Source organism: Pseudomonas sp. MPB26, from assembly GCF_046605355.1.
In the GTDB taxonomy this organism is placed as follows: domain Bacteria; phylum Pseudomonadota; class Gammaproteobacteria; order Pseudomonadales; family Pseudomonadaceae; genus Aquipseudomonas; species Aquipseudomonas cedrina.
The window spans coordinates 4,083,781-4,103,049 of record NZ_CP176793.1 but is presented as its reverse complement, the minus strand read 5'-3'; the positions used below and the strand labels follow the sequence as shown (position 1 = coordinate 4,103,049).

The window sequence follows — 19,269 nt, the reverse complement described above, 5'->3', positions numbered from 1 at the left end:
TTCGTTTTTTAGAAAGGGTAATGCCCATGTCCCAGACATCCGCTGTAACGACATTGTCGGCTTTAAACGTTCCGGCTCAAGACCTCGCTGAAGGCACCTGGATAAGCCGCGCCTGGGTTCCGGGCGCCAGCGCCGGCCCCGCCGTCGTGCTGCTCAAGGATGCACAGGTCTATGACATCAGCGCCCGGGTGGCGACCGTGTCGGCGCTGCTGGAGCTGGATGATCCGGTGGCTTACCTGCGCAGCCTGCCGCTGGAGGCGCCGTTGATCAGCTTTGACGCTCTGCTCATCAACAGTGATGTATCCGTTCGCGACGAAACACGGCCTTGGTTGCTGGCGCCGATCGACTTGCAAGCCGTCAAAGCGGCCGGCGTGACCTTCGCCGCCAGCATGCTTGAGCGAGTGGTCGAGGAGCAGGCCAAGGGCGACCCGGCCAAGGCCGACAGTATTCGTGCGACGCTGGTCGAGAGCATCGGTGCTGATCTCGGAGAAATCGTACCGGGCTCATCACAGGCCGCCGCGCTCAAGGAAGTGCTGATCAGCCAAGGCATGTGGTCGCAGTACCTGGAAGTGGGTATCGGCCCGGACGCCGAGATATTCACCAAGGCTCAGCCCTTGTCAGCGGTGGGTTACGGCTCCGACGTGGGTATTCACCCGAAATCCGGCTGGAACAATCCCGAGCCGGAAGTGGTACTGGCGGTTTCCAGTCGCGGCAAGGTCCAGGGCGCTACGCTGGGAAATGACGTCAACCTTCGCGATTTCGAAGGACGCAGTGCGCTGCTGCTGTCCAAGGCCAAGGACAACAATGCGTCGACCGCGCTGGGCCCCTTTATCCGGCTGTTCGATGAGTCCTTCGGCATTGAAGATGTGCGTTCGGCGGAAATTGCATTGCGTGTGGTCGGCCAGGATGGTTTCGTCATGGACGGCAGCAGCTCCATGAACCAGATCAGCCGCGACCCATTGGACTTGGTGGCCCAGACACTCAACGAGAACCACCAGTACCCGGACGGGTTTGTGCTGTTTCTTGGCACCCTGTTCGCGCCCAAGCAGGACCGCGACCTGCCCGGCGCAGGCTTTACCCATAAGGAGGGTGACCTGGTCGCCATCAGCAGCGCCAAGTTCGGCACGCTGGTCAACCGGGTCACCACCAGTGACCGCGCGCCCGCGTGGCAGATGGGTTATCGCGCCCTGCTCGACAACTTGAACGGCCGTGGCTTGGTTGCTGCCGCGATCAAGCCACGCTAGCCAGAATGAGCCTTACCATGAACGCATACACCGGACACAATTTTATCAATGGCGCACGCAGTGCTAAAGGTCACACGCGGCTGCACAGTTTCGACGCCACCACGGGTGAGGCACTTGCAGACGTTTTTATTGAAGCCACTCAAGATGAGGTGGACGCTGCCGCCCAGGCGGCGGCAGGTGCTTACCCAGCGTACCGCACCCTGCCTGCCACCCGACGGGCCCAGTTCCTCGATGCCATCGCCGACGAACTCGACGCCCTGGGTGACGCGTTCATTGCAACGGTCTGCCGCGAAACGGCACTGCCCGCCGCGCGCATCCAAGGTGAGCGCGCGCGTACCAGCGGTCAAATGCGACTGTTTGCCAAGGTGCTGCGACGCGGTGATTTCTTCGGTGCACGTATCGATCGCGCGCTGCCAGACCGCCAGCCCCTGCCCCGTCCCGATCTGCGCCAGTACCACATCGGCATCGGCCCGGTCGCAGTGTTCGGCGCCAGCAATTTCCCGCTGGCCTTCTCCACGGCGGGCGGCGACACCGCCGCTGCGCTCGCGGCGGGTTGCCCGGTGGTCTTCAAGGCCCACCCAGGGCATATGGCCACGGCGGAATGGGTTGCTTCGGCAATCATTCGCGCCGCCGAAAAGACCCAAATGCCTACCGGCGTGTTCAACATGATCTACGGCGGCATGGTAGGTGCCTGGCTGGTGCAACATCCGGCGATCAAGGCCGTAGGTTTCACCGGATCGCTCAAGGGTGGCCGAGCCCTGTGTGACATGGCGGCGGCGCGGCCTGAACCCATCCCGGTATTTGCCGAGATGTCGAGCGTCAATCCGGTACTGGTGCTGCCGGAGGCCCTCAAGACTCGCGGTGCGAAAATCGCCGCTGAACTCAGTGCCTCGGTGGTTCAAGGAGCGGGGCAATTTTGCACAAAGCCTGGACTGCTGATCGGCATACGCTCGCCCGAGTTCGATGCATTCCTCGATGATCTCACCCAGCAGGTCAACGCTCAGCCGACACAGACCCTGCTCAACGCCGGCGGGCTGTGCAATTACTCAGATGGCCTGAGCCGCTTGCATCAGCATCCGCAGATCCACCATCGAGCGGGACAATCTCAAGCAGGTAGTCAGGCTCATCCGCAGCTGTTCGAAGCGGACGCTGAACTGCTGACCAATAATGACGAATTGCTTCAGCACGAAGTGTTTGGCCCGGTGATCGTCGCGGTCGCGGCTAAGGACCGGCAACAACTGCAGCAAGCACTGCAAGGTTTGCAAGGACAACTCACAGCGACCCTGATTGCCGAACCGACGGACCTGGACGCATTCGCCGAATTGATACCCGTGCTGGAACTGAAGGCGGGTCGTCTTTTGCTCAACGGATACCCGACCGGCGTCGAGGTCTGCGATGCGATGGTGCATGGCGGTCCCTACCCCGCTACCTCGGATGCCCGTGGCTCGTCCGTGGGCACGCTGTCGATCAACCGGTTCCTGCGGCCGATCTGCTTCCAGAATTACCCTGACAGTTTGCTGCCGGATGCGCTGAAAAATGCCAATCCGCTGGGGATTCTGCGCTTGGTGGATGGAGTTGGCACGCACGAGGGTTTGTGTTGATCTCTCAAGTCCTATACGTGCCATTGATGATTAAGGCCGGCCCTTCTACTTTAGAAATCGACCGTAGCGGACAACTGCAGGGTACGCGGATAACCCGGCGAAAACGCGCCGTACGAGGCGACGCCTGACCAGTACTCGCGGTCGAATACGTTCTGCAACGTGGCACGGAAGGTGGTCGGCCGACCTTCGATCTTCGTCGCATAACGTGCGCCGGCATCGAAACGCGTCCAGGAATCCAGCGCCTGGGTATTGGCCTGATTGACGTATTGGCTGTCGGTATAAATGGCGCCGCCGGTCAGGGTAAATCCTTCCAGCCATGGCGTATCCCATTCGGCCCACAGGTTGGCCTGGACGTCCGGTACGCCGACCGGCTTGTTACCGCGGTTGGCGGCCGTGGCCGACTCGGTCAGTTTGCCGTCCAGCAAGGTCACACCCCCCATCAAGCGCGTACCCGGCGCCACTTCGCCGAACATGCTCAATTCGATTCCGCGGTTGCGTTGCTCGGCTTGTACCGAGAACACGTTACCGGCGCCGACCTCACCGCTCGGTTTCTCGATCTGGAACAGCGCCAGGCTGGTCATGAACGTGCCGTGTTCATATTTCACACCGAGTTCATGCTGCTTGGATTCGTAAGGTGCAAATGTTTCGCCGGCGTTGGCCGCTGTCCCCGGAGCGATGTCGCCTTTGCTCAAGCCTTCTACATAGTTGTAATAGAGGGAAACGTCTTCCCAGGGCTTGACCACCACGCCAACCAGAGGCGTCGTGGCGTTGTCGTTGTATTTGGAGCTGACCGACCCTGCTGCGTTGTAGTTGCGCGATTCGATCGCCTGCCGGCGCACGCCAAGGGTCAACTGGAAGCGGTCATCGAGCATGGACAGTGTGTCGGTGAATGCAACGCCGGACAGCTCCGATTCGGAAATACGCAACACCTTCGGCGTGCCGATGTATTGTTTGGGCACATCGATCGGGTGGTAGATGTTCGAACGAATGTCAGTGCCGCTGGTGATCCCGCGGGACAGCTCGTCCTGATACTGCGTCGCCATCAGCGTAGTGGTATGAGTGATCGGGCCGGTGGCGTACACGCCACGGATACCGACATCGGCCGTCGAACGATCAACGTTGAATTTGTAGTAGCCCGGCGTGTTGCTGGTATCGCCAGCGTCGTTGAGGATCCTGGGAACCTGGTCGGACAGGCGCTTGACGTCTGACTTGCCGCCACCGGCATGGGCGAACACGGTCACCGTATCGCTCAGGTCATATTCACCGCCGAGCAATGCCGACTGTTCCTTGGTATCCGACCAGCCCCATTTCTGCGGCAGGTTGGTGCGGCCATTCGGTGCAGATGGAACATCGACGCCCGGAGCGATGGTGAACGGTCGCGAGGCGCCCTCCCAGCTTTCTTTCTGGCTGATGTAATCCAGGTTCAGGCGCAAACGCTCACCGCGATAGTCCAGGGCGATGGCACCGATACCCAGGTCCCGGTGTTGATCATCGACGGCGGTATCGCCGCCTTGCAGGTTGCCGTTGAAGCGCACACCGAACTGGTTCTCCGAGCCGAATCGACGACTGAGGTCCAAATGAGCGCCGACCTGCGAGTCCGAGGCGTACGTGGTGGTGACCCGTGTCAGGTCTTCGTCGAGCGGACGCTTGGGAACGATGTTGATTACCCCGCCCACGCCGCTGTTCGGCGAAAGACCATACATCAATGCGCCTGGCCCCTTGAGCACTTCGACACGCTCGGCATACTCGGTAAAGACCCGGTAGTTGGGCGCGACGCCGTACACGCCGTCGAACGCCAGTTCACCCAGGTTTCCTTCGCCGATCGGGAAGCCTCGAATGAAAAACGAATCAACGATGCCGCCCGTCTGACCGGTCGAGCGCACCGAAGGATCACGCTCCAACGCATCGGCCACCGTTACTGTCTGCAGGTCGGCCAGGGTCTTGGCGGTGTAGCTGGTGACGCTGAACGGGGTGTCCATCACGTCCTTGTTGCCCATCATGCCGAGCCGGGCACCGCGCGCGACCTGGCCGCCGGCCAGTACCTCCGGCAATGCGCTCGGACCGTTGTAGCGGGCGTTGATGTTGGTGGGGTCGAGTGTGAGCGTATCGACGCCGTCATCGGCCGGCTTCGCCGTTGGAATATTCGAGGACGGGTCGGCGGCAACATCCTGCTGCCCTGGGCCGGCAGCCCAGGCGCTGGCGCTTCCTGCGACCAGAACAATATTCAACATGGCGGTGCGAATGGCGAGTGTTAGCACGCGCTCACCGCATGGGCGACTGACAACAGGCATGACGTGAGGATCCTTTTCAACAGGGAAAATGGTAATCACTCCTATTGCCAGTCGATCGGCGAAAAAGTATCACCCTCGATAAAATTATTTTTGGATGGGTCCGGGAGCGCTAGGCATACAGCCGTTCCAGGGGTATCGCGACCACCGGCAATGCAGGGTCGAACGCATGCCGGGTCGTCTTGTACGGGAAGATTTCTCCCCGGGCGATGGTGGTGAATATCTGCGCCACTTCGAACACCTGCCCTGTCTGCCAATGCCGTACACGCACCCGCGGATCGGTGTAATCGAGCTGGATGCACGGCACGCGTTTCAAGCCCAGTTGCAGAGCGGCATTGAGGCGGTGATTGCCGTCCATCACGATGCCACGCGAACGTTCGACGATGATCGGCTCCAGCCAATGTCCGGCGCGAGCGATAGCCTCACGCAACAGCGTCACATTGGCCGGATCGACCTGCTCCGACTGCAGCACCTGGCACAGTGGCCGCAATGCGATCTGATAAGCGTATTCCATGGTGATCTCCTGTTTCGCCAAGGGTTCAGCTGGCATCGGCGCGGCCAATGGGCGCGTGCAGGCGGGCAAGCTCGAGCAGGCGCTGGGCATGCTCGATCAGCGGCAAATCGACCATCTCACCGTCCACCTGCACGGCATGACTGCCCGTGGCCACGGCCCTCATCACCCGATCAGCCCAGGCCAACTGACGCGAGTCCGGCAGGAAAGCGCGCTGCACCGTGGACAGTTGCGAGGGGTGGATGCACAGCTTGGCGCCGAAGCCCAGCGAACGCGCGTAGTGCGAGTCCTGGCCAACGACCGCCAAATCGCTGATCGCTGGCGTGACACCGTCGATTGGCGACGGCAGATCGGCAGTGCGCGAAGCCAGTACGATGCGGTTGCGGGCGAACAGAAACGCCTCGGGTACCTGGCTGCAGTTGATATCGAGGGAAAAATCCAGCGAACCGAACGCCAGCCGCGCCAGGCCCGGGATCGCCGCAATCGACTCGACCTGCTGCAGACCTTTGGCGGTCTCGATGATCGCGACGACCTTCAGCCCCGACCGCCACGCCAGCAAATGTTCGACCGTTCGGCCCAGAGCCTGGGGACATTCGGCCTTGGGCAGGAAAATCCCGTCGCAACGCTCGGGGTAGCGCATGTCATTGAGCCATGTCAGGTCCTGACGGTACAGCGCGCTGCTGACGCTGTTGAGGCGGATGTAACGCTCGCAGGCGACGCTTGGAGTAGCCTCTTGCCAAGCCCAGATGGCCGCTCGGGCGGCGGGTTTGCTGTCGGGATGCACGGCGTCCTCAAGGTCGAGAATCATCGCGTCCGGCCCCGCTTCGACGGCTTTTGAAAAGCGCTCGGGACGATTACCCGGCACAAACAGGTAGCTGATCGCGAGTGGGGTTTTGCTGTTGAGTCGATCCAATTGCATGGCGTTGCTCCTTGGCGTGAACCATTGGTGATTTCTGAACATTTTCCGGCCCCTTCGCAGGCAGGTTTCGCTGCTTGTTCGGGGCTTCTCGCAACAACCCTTAATTTCTTATTGATCAATGAATTAAGGGACTTTTTTATTTCAGGGCGAACGCCTTCTTGAGCGTGTAAACACACGTCCATTGATTCGCCTTGCGCAGGTCTTTATTCGAAAATATTTGAAAACCTTACTTGATAATCGTTCCTGTTCGCAATATTGTTCACGCCACCAAGAGACACTAGCTCCGTTTAAGAGCGGATATTCAGGACCTGGGTAAGCACCTATCAGTGATGGCACTTCAATGCTCACCCTTGATCGTTCTGGGCGCATTGGCCACCAACTAGTGGCCAATCTGCACATTGTTAATAAGTCTTATGGAACAGGATTTTCATGCAGTTATTTCGTGAAGTATTTATGACAAGCGGCATGACGGACCCAACTTCAGATATTGCCTGGCATCCGCCTCCTATTGCTGTAAGCCTCGTTTTTAACGAGTAAAACACCTACAACTGTGCGATAGCGCTCAGTTACATAACATCAATGGCTACGTTATTTCGACGCCAGGGGTTAGCTATGCCTATAACAAATTCATCGACTGCCGAACCCATAACTGAAGTTCATCAGCCCGCCATGTTAAAGCCGCTTATCGACCCTATAATTTCCAGGCTTATCAATAATTTTCCAGACAAACTTATAGCGCTTATCAAACAACACGGCTCACCCTTGAATCTGGTTTGGCCCCATGCGCTTGAGTCAAATACACACGCCCTGCTCGCGGTATTGAAACAGTACAGCGTGCCTCATGCGATCTTCTATGGCGCCAAGGCCAACAAGTCTCAAAGCCTGCTCGTAGCGGCGGCAAATTCGGGCGTCGGCGTCGATGTGTCGAGCGTCCACGAGCTGCAGGCAGCGCTCAGAGCCGGTACACCTGGAGCCAGAATTTGCGCCACCGGACCGGCCAAAACCGCTGTTTTTCATCAGGCACTGGTTAGCGCAGGCTCACTGATCAGCATCGATTCGCTGGAAGAATTCGAAGACCTGCAGTCTGTTATCGAAGCACAGCCTACTCCGACAAAAGCCAGGGTTTTACTGCGTTACAGGCCGAAAACAAGTCCGCAGAGCCGCTTCGGCATGAGTTCGCAAGACTTGCTCGAAGGCCTCCAACGGCTGAGAAAATACACTGATATTTTTCACTTCGAGGGTTTTCATTTTCATCTGGGTGGCTATGGGGTCGAAGCCCGCGCACAAGCGTTGCGTGAGATCAGCGGGTTCGTGGAGGCCGCTCGGGAAATGGGCTTGAATCCGCAGATGATCGATATCGGTGGCGGCTTGCCGATACGTTATGTCGAGCCGCAGATATATGCCCGATTCCTAGAGAACGACAATAAGCCAAGTCATTATTACAACCAGAAAGTTCCCCAAGCTTATTATCCTTATGGCAGCGACCTGACCGCCCCGCACTGGTTGGCATTATTGCTCGACGCCGAGCATTCACCCGGAGTATCCATCGCCGCCTATTTAAAGCTGCAGAATATAACGCTGGCTTTTGAGCCCGGTCGAAGCCTTGTCGATCAAGCGGCAATTTCATTGTTTCGTGTCACCCGCACCAAGCAACTTGCCTTCAACAAAACCGTCATTTTTGTTGAAGGCAGTAGTTTCAGTGCATGCGAAACATGGTTCGCCTCTGAGTACCTGCTTGATCCGATCCTGATCAGCTCGCAACAGCCGCCCCACACCCCAATTCAAGCGTATATCGCCGGCCATAGTTGCCTGGACGATGACGTCATTACTTACCGCCTTATCAATTTTTCAACTGTGCCCCGAACAGGCGATGTATTGATTTACGTGAATACCGCCGGTTATCAGATGGACTTGCTGGAAAACGAGTTTCATCGTCACCCCCTGCCACGGCGGTTGACGGCGAGTTGCTGTACGCAAGGTCACTACGCATTTTCACCGGACTACTAAAGGTAACCCTTAAATGATCTTGAATAAAGTCTCCGAGCTTATTGGTAATACACCGATGTTGGGCATTGATGTTCCGGATACCAACGCTCGGTTGTTATTGAAAATTGAAAAGAACAATCCCGGTGGCAGTATCAAGGATCGCATGGCGCGCAACATGGTGCTGGCCGCGCTCAAGTCCGGTCGCCTGAAACCCGGTGGGGTGGTCGTCGAATCGTCGTCGGGCAATACCGGAATTGGTCTGGCCATGACGGCGGTCGAATTCGGTCTGCATTTTATTGCTGTGGTCGATCATCACGCCGCCCAGGACAAGATCGCCGTGATGAAGGCGCTCGGTGCCGACATTCGCTTCGTCAAAGGCAGCTATCGCGAGGATGAAGTCGCAGTGGTCGAGCGTCAACGAATGGCGGCGGAGCTGGCCAGCGAGATTCCCGGCGCCGTGTTCATGAATCAGTCGGATAACGCGGCCAATGCGGGTGGCTACAGTGATTTCGTGCGCGAAACCATCGCCCAGGCTGAAGGTGTCATCGGTGCCTATGTCGGCTGCGTCGGCACGGGCGGTTCGATGACCGGTATCGCCCGCGGCTTGAAACTGCACGATCCCAACATTGTGACCGTCGCGGTAGAACCGGCCGGCTCGATCGTCTTCGGCCATCCCGGCTACCCCTACTACCAATCGGGCACCGGTACGCCGGCCGGCGACACCGTGGGTCTGGTGCTCGACTACAGCTGCATCGATCTGGGGGTGCAAGTCACCGACTCCCAGGCGTTCGAAACCGCCCGCTATATCGCCCGCCATCTGGCGCTGCTGGTCGGCGGCTCGACCGGCGGTGCCATTTTCAAGGCATTGGAACTGATCCACAAAGGCGTGCTGACCGGCAACGTGGTCGTGCCGATTGCCGACGGCGGCGAAAAATACCTGCATACGGTGTTCAATGATCAATGGCTGCAGGAACGCGACCTGATCGACCCCGGCATCGCACCACAGCTGGAAACCTGGCTGGGCAGGACCCAGTGGCTGGAATCCGTCTCCGCGCCGCTTCAACTGAGCGTCGCATGAACCACCCTTCACACAGGAACGCCTCTCGATGAATCTGTTGAAAGTCGCCATTTGTGGTGGTGGCAGGACCGGCCATCTCAACGCCATCCTGTTCAAACAGCTGCCCAATGTTCAGGTTTCGATGCTCACCGGTAATCCGGAGATTATCGAACAGCACGCCCGCCACACGCCGATGCAGGCTTTGTTGCCCGACGGCTCGACCTTGACTGCCCGACTGGACCGGGTTACCGCCGACGCGAAAGCAGCGATTGAAGATGCCGACATCGTCATCATTACCGTGCCCGCCCACGTCCGCCCGCAAACCCTGCAGGCCATCGTGCCGCATCTAAGCGCCAGCAAGCCTGTGTACATCGGCGCCATTCCGGGCTTCTGCGGTTTCGACTGGCTGGCCGAAGCCATCCTGCCCGATCGCCCGAACCTGGTGATATGGGGCATGAAAGACGTCCCGCATACCGCTTTCGAACTGACCCCGGGACGCTCGATCAAAATGGGCGGCGGCAAGAGCCAGCTGTATGTGGCGACCCATTCTCGCGAGTCGCAGGCGTCCCGTCAGCAATTGCAGGGCATCCTGACCCGCTTGTACGGCCCGTGCGTGAGGATGCTCGATCACTACCTGGAAATCACCCTGACCCCGGGTAACCCGATCATGCACAGCTCGGTGATCTACGGGCTGATCGGTCCTTATGGCCAGTGGCACCGCAAGATTTTCCCGCAACGCATGTGCTGGTGGTCCGAGTGTCCGGAACTGGGCGCCTACTTCCTCGAGCGCATGGATCAGGAAAGTCAGGCTCTGTGCGCGGTGATCAGTCAGCGCCTGGGCATCGACCTGTCTTCGGTCAAATCGTTGAAACAGGAAATCGTCGAGGCCTATGGCGACCAGATCCGCGACCAGAGCAGCATGCTGTCGATCCTGCGCACCAATCAGGCCTACAACAATATTCTCGCGCCGATGGTGCCGGCCGCTGACAACCGCGCCGGCTACGTCATCGAGCGCGAAAGCCGCGCCTTCAATGAAGACGTCGCCTATGGACTGGTGCTGCTTGTGGAAATGGCCAGGCGTTTGGACCTCAAGGTGCCCTACATCGAGGAAGTCTTGCAGTGGAGCATTGCCTACATGCACGGCCTGCGCGACTCGGCGCTCGACTACTTCCCACGCCACTGGCCACGCGCGGCAAACGCCGCGGCTTGACCTCTTCAATTCTATTTCGACGAGCAGACCGCTGATATGGATGACTTTAAGACACTGATTGCCTACTCCCGCAAAAATGCCATGCGACGCTTGATTCGCTGCCTCTTTGCGGAAAACATTCTCGACCGTTCGGCCCTGAGCTTTTGCGCCGAAGGCAACCAGGCCAGCTACCCACTCAAGGGCAGCCGCGCCCACCTGGTTTTTTCCGACATAGCCAAAGGCCCGGCCGACACCGTGGTCCATGACGGTGACGTGGTGCTGGTCACTGACGAAGGCGTACGCCAGGTCATCACCAGCCATCAGGACATGCTCGATGTGCTGCGCGACAGCTTCGACTTCGCCCCCACTGATGAGGGAATGAGCGGGCTCAAGGCCGACATGGAAAACAGCCTGACCAATGACGCACATGCCCGCCAACATCGCCAGCAATGGAACGCCCGGCTGCAAAAAGCCGCCAGGGATCAGGGGCTCGATAGCCTCACCGACTACCTGCGCCAGCATCTCAAGACCAAGGATGCTGCGATCTTGCTCGACCAGTGGGGTTCGCTGGAAGGCCATCCGTATTACCCGACGTGGAAGGCGCGCCCCGGTTTGACTAATGAGGAGGTCGAGCAACTCTCACCCGAGTTCAACGCACAGGTCCCCCTGCGCATCGCTGCGTTGCGTGCCGATCATGCAAAGAGCGAAAGCATGCCGCACGTGAGCGACTACCGCACCTGGTTCGCCAAGAATTTCCCGGCCCAATGGGAGCAATGGAAAGCCTCGCTCAATAGCAAGGGCCTGGATGAAAACCAATGGCTGCCATTGCCGATCCATGGCTGGCATTTGCAGGCCTACGTGCTGGAAAACTTCGCGGCGGAAATCGAAAACGGCATCCTGATCACCGACGGACCGGATATTCCAACCCTGCCGACCATGTCGTACCGCACGATGATGCCGGTGCTGGACGAATGCGCGCCGTTGATCAAACTGCCCATAGCCGTGTGGATGACCAGCGAACTGCGCAGCCTGCAAGCCAAGTCGATTCACATGGGACCGCGCATCAGCACGGTGATCGAAAAAATACTGGAAGCGGAGAACGGCTTTGACCAGCGCCTGGAAATCTTTGCGGAAGAGATTGGCGTGCGTTACAGGAACGCGATCACTCAAGACGATCATCCCGGCCGTCATCTGTCAGTGGTCTATCGCGCCAGTCAGCAAGCGTTCGAACGCAACGACGATTGCCTGCCGATTACCGTGGCGTCATTGTTCACTCGATTACCGGGTAGCGGTCGGCCGCTGTTCACCGACCTGATCGAGCGGGATGGCGCGCGCGCGAATGCCGCACAAGTTGAAAACTGGTTCCGCGACTATGCCAGGGTGGTTACCCACCCGGTGGTGGCGATCTATCTGTTGTATGGCGTTGCACTTGAAGCCCACCAGCAAAACACCATGGTGCTGTTTTCCTCCGATGGCAAAGCACGTAGTCTGCTGATCCGCGATTTTGGCGATGGCCGCACGTATGCGCCACTGCTGGAAGGGCGCGGCTACAACCTGGCGCCGCATGTGCAGCCGGGTATCCTGCCGACGGTGTTCACAGGCGACATTGAACCGGTGCGCATGTTCGTGCTTGACGCGGCGTTCCTCACCCACCTGCATGAAATCGCCCTTTGGCTGACCAAGGAGTATGGGTTGAACAACACGCGGCTGTGGCAGATATTGCGCGAGGAAACCGACCTTGCATTCGAAGCCGTGCGCGACCGAGTCGAACCCGCGCTGTGGGAAACCGAGCACAAGGCGTTCGTGGAAGATCCATGGCCGACCCGGTCGTTGTTGCGCATGCATTTGATGCAGTACTCCAACTATCGTTTGCAACACACCCTGTCCAATCCGCTCGCCAGCGTTTAACCGAGGTTGCCCCATGTCCCATGCAGGTGTCATCCAGGGTTCGAGGGTACGAATCCTGATTTATCTTCTGTTTGCGATCCAGTTGGTGTCCATGGGCGCAATGGAGATGAGCGGGCCGTTCTGGCCTGTCCATCTGCGTGGGCTGACTTCTTCGGAGTCGGTGTTCAGCTTCGCCAGCATCGCCGTGTACGTCGGGCCGATGCTCGGCATTATTCTGACCAGCGCATTCTGGGGCCGTATCGGCGACCGATATGGCCACAAGTTGATGATGATCCGCGCCCTCGCCGGCTTATCGTTGACCCAGCTTGGGCTGGCCCTTTTCAGCGATATCTGGGTCATTCTGATCCTGCGCTTTCTGCAAGGCGCGTTCGCCGGCTACATTGCCCCGGCACAGGCATACGGCGTCAGTATCGAAGCGCCTTCGCGGCGAGCCCGGCTTTTCGCGATCCTGCAAATTTCGACCAACGTCGGTTCCTTGCTGGGCGCAGTCGTTGGCGGTTTGATCCTCGATTACGCGACGTTTTTCTGGATCAACATCATCGCGTCGGCATTGTGTGCCCTGTGCACCGTGATCGCGGCCGTGACCCTGCCGGATGTGCCGCCAGTGCAGAAAGCACCGAGGGTGGACAAGGCAACGCCGGCGAGCCGATCAGGCAATATCTGGCAAGGCTCCCCGTTACTGTCGCTGCTCGGGGTGATGGGCATTCTGTTGTTGGCGCGAATGCTGCCGCAAACATCTTTTTCGTTGTACGTCAGTTCTGTATTTGCCGTCAGCAACTTGGTGGTCGGCCTGTGCTACGGCTTGCTGGCGCTGGGTTTCATTCTTTCGGCCACGGCCTGGTCGCGTTATTTCGAACACCGCAGTCAACAGGAAACCCTGCAGCGCATGACCTACGTGGTGATCGGCTGCATCGCCCTCACGGCTATGGCCGGGGTCACGCGTAATCCTGTGGTGTTTGTCGTTGCCTACTTCATTTGGGGCGTGCTGTTGGGGGCTACCACGCCGGTGCTGATGGCCCTGATCTCGAAAACCGCCGATAGCTCGCAACAGGGCCATGTACTGGGGATTGCCCAAGGCACCGCGCAATTCGCCTCGATTGCCGGCATCTCGGCCGGCGGTTTACTTAGCCAGGTCTATGGCTTGCAATACACCTATCTGTTCGTTTGCCTGGCCTACGTGGTGGCGCTGATTCCGATGGTCGCGTTGCGCTACTGGCCTGCGGCTATGCGGCCGAGTCATGCCCCACCTGGGGATTGAGTAAGGAGCCTGTTTGTGAACATTGAACAACTGCGCGCCGACACGCCCGCTGTCGTGCAACTGATCCACTTCAACAATGCCGGCGCGGCGCTGATGCCCACGCCGGTGATCGCCACCATGACCCGCCACATTCAGCTCGAAGCGACACTTGGCGGGTATGAAGCAGCCGACCAGCAAGCGGCTGAACTGGAAAATGTCTATAGCGCCATCGGTCGCCTGATCAACGCAAGGCCCGATGAAATTGCGGTGATCGAAAACGCGACACGCGCCTGGGACATGGCCTTCTATTCGTTGCCGTTGAAAACCGGCGACGTGGTGCTGACCTCGACCACCGAATACGCCGGCAACTACATTCCCTATCTGCAACTCAAGCACAAGCGTGGCATTGAGATCCTCATCATCCCCAATGATGAACAGGGTCAGGTGTCGCTGTCGGCATTAAAGGACATGCTGGAGGACGATCGCGTTGCGCTGATCTCCCTGCCGGTAATCGCCACCAATGGCGGGCCGGTGCAGCCCATCGAGCAGATCGGCGCCCTCGCCCGCGCGGCCGGCGTGCTGTTTCTACTTGATGCCTGTCAGGGTGTCGGGCAGATGCCCATCGACGTGAAGAAAATCGGTTGTCACATGCTCGCGGCCACCAGCCGTAAATACCTGCGTGGCCCGCGTGGGATGGGTTTTTTGTATGTCGAAAGAGCACTGTGCCAGAACCTGGAGCCGGCCTTTCTCGACCTGCATGCCGCGTCCTTGCTGACGGCCGACGCGTACAGGATCCGCGCCGATGCACGCCGTTTCGAGAACTGGGAATGCAACGTCGCGGCGAAGCTGGGCTTCGGCGCGGCGGTCGAGTACGCCCTGGCGCAAGGCATCGAGCCGATGTGGCAACGCATCCAGCAACTGGCCGGGTATCTGCGCGGGCAACTGGCGCAGATTCCCGGCATCACGCCACGTGACCTGGGCGTTCAGCAGTCAGGCATCGTGACCTTCACGCATCGGGACAACAGCGCCGAGCAGGTTAAACAGTGGCTGGCCGGTCAGGAAAAACGCATCAATGTCAGCACCTCTACAGTCCGTTCGACCCTTCTGGATATGCAGAACCGGCACTTGCTCGAAGTCAGCCGCGCCTCGCTGCATGCCTACAACACCGAGGCGGAAATCGACACGATGATCGCCGCATTACGCGGTTTGCCGGATGCCTGAACAAGACACCAATCTGCGCTTGCGTCGTAGCTGGGTTGTAAACTAGCATTAGGAATACTTCTCAATTGCATGAAAATTTGCAGCCATGAGCGAAACCCTTCCAGCGAATAGCGATAACCACCTGCGCGTGATCGAAGCCCTGTACAGCGGCCATCATGGCTGGCTGTACGCAACGCTGCGAAAAAAACTGGGGAACGCCATGGATGCGGCGGATCTGGCGCAGGACACTTTCACGCGCATCCTTGCCTCTCAGGTCACCGTCATTGAGCAACCGCGTGCCTATTTAACCTGTGTGGCCAAGGGCATTCTGGTCAACTGGTACCAGCGCAAGGCACTGGAACGCGCCTATCTGGACGCGCTCGCCCATTTGCCCGAGCCGCAAGTGCCTTCACCGGAATCGCGCTTCATGGTGCTGGAAACCCTGCACCAAATCGACGCGATGCTCGACGCCTTGCCGCCGCTGGTCAAAAGGGCCTTTCTGCTGTCGCAGATCAGCGGCTTGAAATACGATGACATCGCCGAGCAGTTGGGCGTCTCGCTGATCACGGTCAAACGTTACATGAAGCAAGCCTTCGTGCAATGCCTGTTGCTGGTGGAGTGAATGCTCACTCGCGGCCATGAGCCGCACCTCGATCATCAGGCCCTGGAAGAAGCAGCCGACTGGTTGATCCGCATGACTGAGGGCGAGCTCAATGAGACCGAACGCGGCGAATGGGAATGCTGGAAACTCAGCACGCCCGAGCGTGGTCGTGCATGGGCGCGCGCGCAGTTATTGCAGACCAAACTCGGCGGGCTGCCACCGTCATTGGCGATGTCGGTACTCGACCGTCCAGGCAGCCCGGAGCGGCGCGCGGCACTGGGTAAACTGGCGATAATGCTGGCAATCCTGCCGGCCGGCTGGGGCAGCTGGAAGCTGGCAGAATCCCAGCAATGGTCGGCCGACTATCGCACCGCAGTGGGCCAGCAACGCGAGCTGACCCTGGCCGACGGTTCAACAATCACCCTGAACACCGACACCGCCATCGACGTGCTGTTCGACGCCAATCAACGGCTCATTCACCTGCGCGAAGGCGAAATACTGGTACAAACCGCTCCGGACATTGCCCCTCTGGTTCGGCCTTTTCTGATCAGCACCCGGCAGGGCCGCATGCAGGCGCTGGGCACGCGATTCAGCGTGCGCGAGCTGCAACCACGCACTCACCTTGCCGTGATCGAAGGCGCGGTGAAAGTCGAGCTGGCCGAAAATCGCCAGACTACGCCGCTGATCGTCAGTGCCGGTCAGCGCACGGACTTCTCTTGCGACACCTTTGGCCAGGTCACCGCTGCCGACCGCTATGTCGGCGCCTGGGCCCAAGGCATGCTGATGGCCGACAACATGCGCCTGGCCGACTTCATCGCCGAGTTCACGCGCTATCGCCGCGGTTTTGTACGCTTCGATCCGGCGCTCGCCAATCTGCGTATTTCCGGCGCCTACCCGATCAGCGACAGCCGGCGCACGTTGAGCATGCTGACACACACCTACCCAATCCTCGTCAGCGGCCACCTGAATGGCTACTGGATCATGCTATCCCCCGCCTGAGTCAAAAAAAATCACCGTACAGGTGATACTTTTTTCCAGCTCGACTGGCTATTGGGGAGAAGCTCTTTATCGTCCTTTCATAGGTCAATCCATTCATGCTCGCTGCACGCCTCCTGCGCCCTGATCGTCAGTTCAAATCAGTCATTCGCGGCGCGCTGCTAAGCTTTGTCCTGATCGGTGCCGTCTGCCCGCTCGCCTTGGCCGCCGTGCCAGTGCAATTGGACTCGGTTGCGATCCGGGCCTACAACATTCCCGCCGGGCCGCTGGGTGCGACCCTGTCGAGCTTTGCCGTGGGCGCCGGCATAGCCCTGTCGTTCCAGCCCTCATTGACCGAAGGCCTGAGCAGTCCCGCGCTGACCGGCAATTACACCACAGAGGAAGCGGTCAATCGCTTGCTGGCCGGCAGTGGCCTGGACATGGTGCTGCGCAGCGACGGCACCTACACCCTGGTGCAACGCCGAGTGACGCTGGACGAAACCGCCGTCATCGGTACCGGCAAGCGCCCCGATTCCCTGCAAGAGGTATATGCCGGTGGTCAGGTCGCCAACGGCGGGCGTCTGGGCATTCTCGGCAATACCGACGTGATGGACGCGCCGTTCAGCGTCAGCACCTACACCTCGGCGCTGATCAGGGACCAACAGGCCGTCACTGTGGGCGATGTACTGGAGCGTGATTCATCCGTACGTTCCACCGGTCAGGCCGGGGGGATCGTCGATTCGTTCTTCATCCGTGGCTTTCCCGTCGGCGAAGGCAACCTCGGTGAGCTGGCCTTCGACGGTGTGTACGGCGTGGCGCCCAACTACCGGGTTTTTACCGAATACGCCGAGCGTATCGAACTGGTCAAAGGCCCCGGCGCCCTGCTCTATGGCATGTCCCCCAACAACGCGGTCGGCGGCGTGATCAACGTGGTGCCCAAGCGCTCTCTCGACGAAGACCTGACCCGTTTCACCGCCAGTTACGCCATGAACACTCAGCTCGGCGGGCACCTTGATATCAGTCGGCGTTTCGGTGAAGAGCGCCGCTTCGGCGTGCGCATCAACGGCAGTACCCAACAGGGCGATACGGTGATCGACGATCAATCGCGCCACGTCAATATCGGTGCGATCTCGCTTGACTATCAGGGCGACCGCCTGCGCACCAGCCTCGACTGGCTCCACCAGAAAGAAAGTTTCGACGCCGCTTCGCGACCCTTTTTGATCAACTCGGGCGTGGACATCCCTGCTGCCGCCAATGGCCGCACCAATGTCAGCCAGGCGTGGGGCTGGTCGCAAACCCGTGACAAGTCTGCGCTGCTCAGCGGCGAATACGACCTCAACGATGCATTGACGGTTTTCGGTCACGCCGGCGGCGGCAAATCCGATGTCGCGCGGATGTCCGACCAGACGCCGACCCTCATCAACTCGGCCGGCGATACCTCTTCGATTCCCGGCTATTACAAATTCGAAGTCGAGCGCTACACCCTCGACACCGGTGCGCGCCTGAGCTTCGACACCGGGCCGATCAGTCACCGCACCACCGTACAGATCAGTCGTTATCGCGATGTGTTGTCGCGCGGGATCATTTCCGGCGCGCCGATCCTGTCGAACATTTACCACCCGGTAGACCGCCCGGAACCTGACATCCCCAAGCCAGATACGCCAAAAGTGTCTGAAAGCGAGCTGACCGGCGTGGCGCTGGCAGACACCCTGTCGGTGTTCGATGACCGGATCCAACTGACCCTCGGCATGCGCAAACAGAACATCAAATCCGACAATTACAACGCGGCCGGTACGGTCACCACGTCCTACGACGACGGCCGGACGACCCCGCTGTTCGGTGCAGTGCTCAAACCCTGGGAGCATGTATCGTTCTACTACAACTACATCGAAGGCTTGAGCAAGGGCGATATTGCGCCCTCGACCGCGTCCAACGCCGGTGAGATCTTCGCCCCTTACGTTTCCCGTCAGCACGAACTCGGGGTCAAGGTCGACTACGGCACCTTCACCTCCACCCTCAGCCTGTTTCAGATCACCAAGCCCAGCGGTGAACTGGCCTCCGGCATATTTTCGGTGCAGGGCGAACAGCGCAACCGTGGCCTGGAACTGAATGTATTCGGTGAAGTGACCCCCGGCACTCGATTGCTCAGTGGCGTGACCCTGCTCAATGCCGAACTGACCCAATCCGGCGTGGCCGCCAACCGTGGCAATAAACCCGTCGGTGTACCCGAAGTCCAGGCCAACCTGTGGGCCGAATGGGACGCCCCGTGGCTTGAAGGCCTGACGCTGACCGGTGGTGCAATCCACACCGGTAGCCAATATGTGAACCAGGCCAACACGCAAAAACTGGATGACTGGACCCGCTTCGATGTCGGCGCACGCTACAGCACCCGCATCGATGAGCGACCGACCACGTTTCGCGCCACCGTGCAGAACGTGTTCGACCACGAGTACTGGTCGGGCGTCGCCTCTTATGGCGCGTTCTCGCAAGGCGCACCGCGCACCTTATTACTGTCGGCGACTGTCGACTTCTGAAACGCTCAGCCGGCGAACG

General features: G+C 59.4%; 14 protein-coding genes. 11 read left to right on the top strand and 3 right to left on the bottom strand.

Going from position 1 to position 19,269, the window contains the following annotated elements; translation table 11 throughout:
* Positions 1–26 precede the first annotated feature (26 nt).
* Both ACLH0H_RS19035 and ACLH0H_RS19030 read left to right on the top strand, forming a co-directional pair.
* Positions 27–1,244, top strand: a complete 1,218-nt coding sequence (locus ACLH0H_RS19035) for a fumarylacetoacetate hydrolase family protein (RefSeq protein ID WP_411379180.1) — start codon at positions 27–29, stop codon at positions 1,242–1,244.
* A 17-nt stretch (positions 1,245–1,261) separates the two neighbouring features.
* Positions 1,262–2,845: an aldehyde dehydrogenase (NADP(+)) gene (locus ACLH0H_RS19030; protein ID WP_411379179.1), complete on the top strand. Its 1,584-nt coding sequence runs from the start codon at positions 1,262–1,264 to the stop codon at positions 2,843–2,845.
* A 50-nt stretch (positions 2,846–2,895) separates the two neighbouring features.
* Here the strand turns inward: ACLH0H_RS19030 and ACLH0H_RS19025 are convergent, their stop codons facing one another.
* The 3 genes from ACLH0H_RS19025 to ACLH0H_RS19015 form a co-directional block, all read right to left on the bottom strand.
* Positions 2,896–5,136 carry a TonB-dependent receptor gene (locus ACLH0H_RS19025; protein WP_411379178.1) on the bottom strand — a complete coding sequence of 747 codons (2,241 nt, stop codon included), beginning with the start codon at positions 5,134–5,136 and terminating at the stop codon, positions 2,896–2,898.
* A gap of 109 nt (positions 5,137–5,245) precedes the next feature.
* On the bottom strand, positions 5,246–5,647 hold the full coding sequence (locus tag ACLH0H_RS19020) for a ParB N-terminal domain-containing protein (RefSeq protein WP_411379177.1): 402 nt from the start codon (positions 5,645–5,647) through the stop codon (positions 5,246–5,248).
* 25 nt (positions 5,648–5,672) lie between these two features.
* On the bottom strand, positions 5,673–6,563 hold the full coding sequence (locus tag ACLH0H_RS19015; RefSeq protein ID WP_411379176.1) for an HpcH/HpaI aldolase/citrate lyase family protein: 891 nt from the start codon (positions 6,561–6,563) through the stop codon (positions 5,673–5,675).
* A 612-nt stretch (positions 6,564–7,175) separates the two neighbouring features.
* Here ACLH0H_RS19015 and ACLH0H_RS19010 point away from each other — a divergent pair.
* The 9 genes from ACLH0H_RS19010 (at position 7,176) to ACLH0H_RS18970 (ending at position 19,250) form a co-directional block, all read left to right on the top strand.
* Positions 7,176–8,570 carry a Y4yA family PLP-dependent enzyme gene (locus ACLH0H_RS19010; RefSeq protein WP_411379175.1) on the top strand — a complete coding sequence of 465 codons (1,395 nt, stop codon included), beginning with the start codon at positions 7,176–7,178 and terminating at the stop codon, positions 8,568–8,570.
* A gap of 13 nt (positions 8,571–8,583) precedes the next feature.
* Entirely contained in the window at positions 8,584–9,627 is a 1,044-nt protein-coding gene (locus ACLH0H_RS19005; RefSeq protein ID WP_411379174.1) for a PLP-dependent cysteine synthase family protein, read from the top strand.
* A gap of 28 nt (positions 9,628–9,655) precedes the next feature.
* Positions 9,656–10,816, top strand: coding sequence for an NAD/NADP octopine/nopaline dehydrogenase family protein (locus ACLH0H_RS19000; protein WP_411379173.1), 1,161 nt, complete (start codon positions 9,656–9,658; stop codon positions 10,814–10,816).
* Between the two features lie 81 nt (positions 10,817–10,897).
* The gene (locus tag ACLH0H_RS18995; protein WP_411379172.1) at positions 10,898–12,703 is read left to right on the top strand and encodes an IucA/IucC family protein; all 1,806 of its coding nucleotides are present in this window, start codon (positions 10,898–10,900) and stop codon (positions 12,701–12,703) included.
* 13 nt (positions 12,704–12,716) lie between these two features.
* On the top strand, positions 12,717–13,961 hold the full coding sequence (locus tag ACLH0H_RS18990) for an MFS transporter (protein ID WP_411379171.1): 1,245 nt from the start codon (positions 12,717–12,719) through the stop codon (positions 13,959–13,961).
* A 15-nt stretch (positions 13,962–13,976) separates the two neighbouring features.
* Positions 13,977–15,161: an aminotransferase class V-fold PLP-dependent enzyme gene (locus tag ACLH0H_RS18985; RefSeq protein ID WP_411379170.1), complete on the top strand. Its 1,185-nt coding sequence runs from the start codon at positions 13,977–13,979 to the stop codon at positions 15,159–15,161.
* A gap of 85 nt (positions 15,162–15,246) precedes the next feature.
* Positions 15,247–15,762: a sigma-70 family RNA polymerase sigma factor gene (locus ACLH0H_RS18980; protein WP_411379169.1), complete on the top strand. Its 516-nt coding sequence runs from the start codon at positions 15,247–15,249 to the stop codon at positions 15,760–15,762.
* Positions 15,763–16,740, top strand: a complete 978-nt coding sequence (locus ACLH0H_RS18975) for a FecR domain-containing protein (protein WP_411379168.1) — start codon at positions 15,763–15,765, stop codon at positions 16,738–16,740.
* Between the two features lie 95 nt (positions 16,741–16,835).
* A complete protein-coding gene (locus ACLH0H_RS18970; RefSeq protein WP_411379167.1) occupies positions 16,836–19,250 on the top strand; it encodes a TonB-dependent siderophore receptor in 2,415 nt (804 codons plus the stop codon).
* The last annotated feature ends 19 nt before the right edge of the window (positions 19,251–19,269 follow it).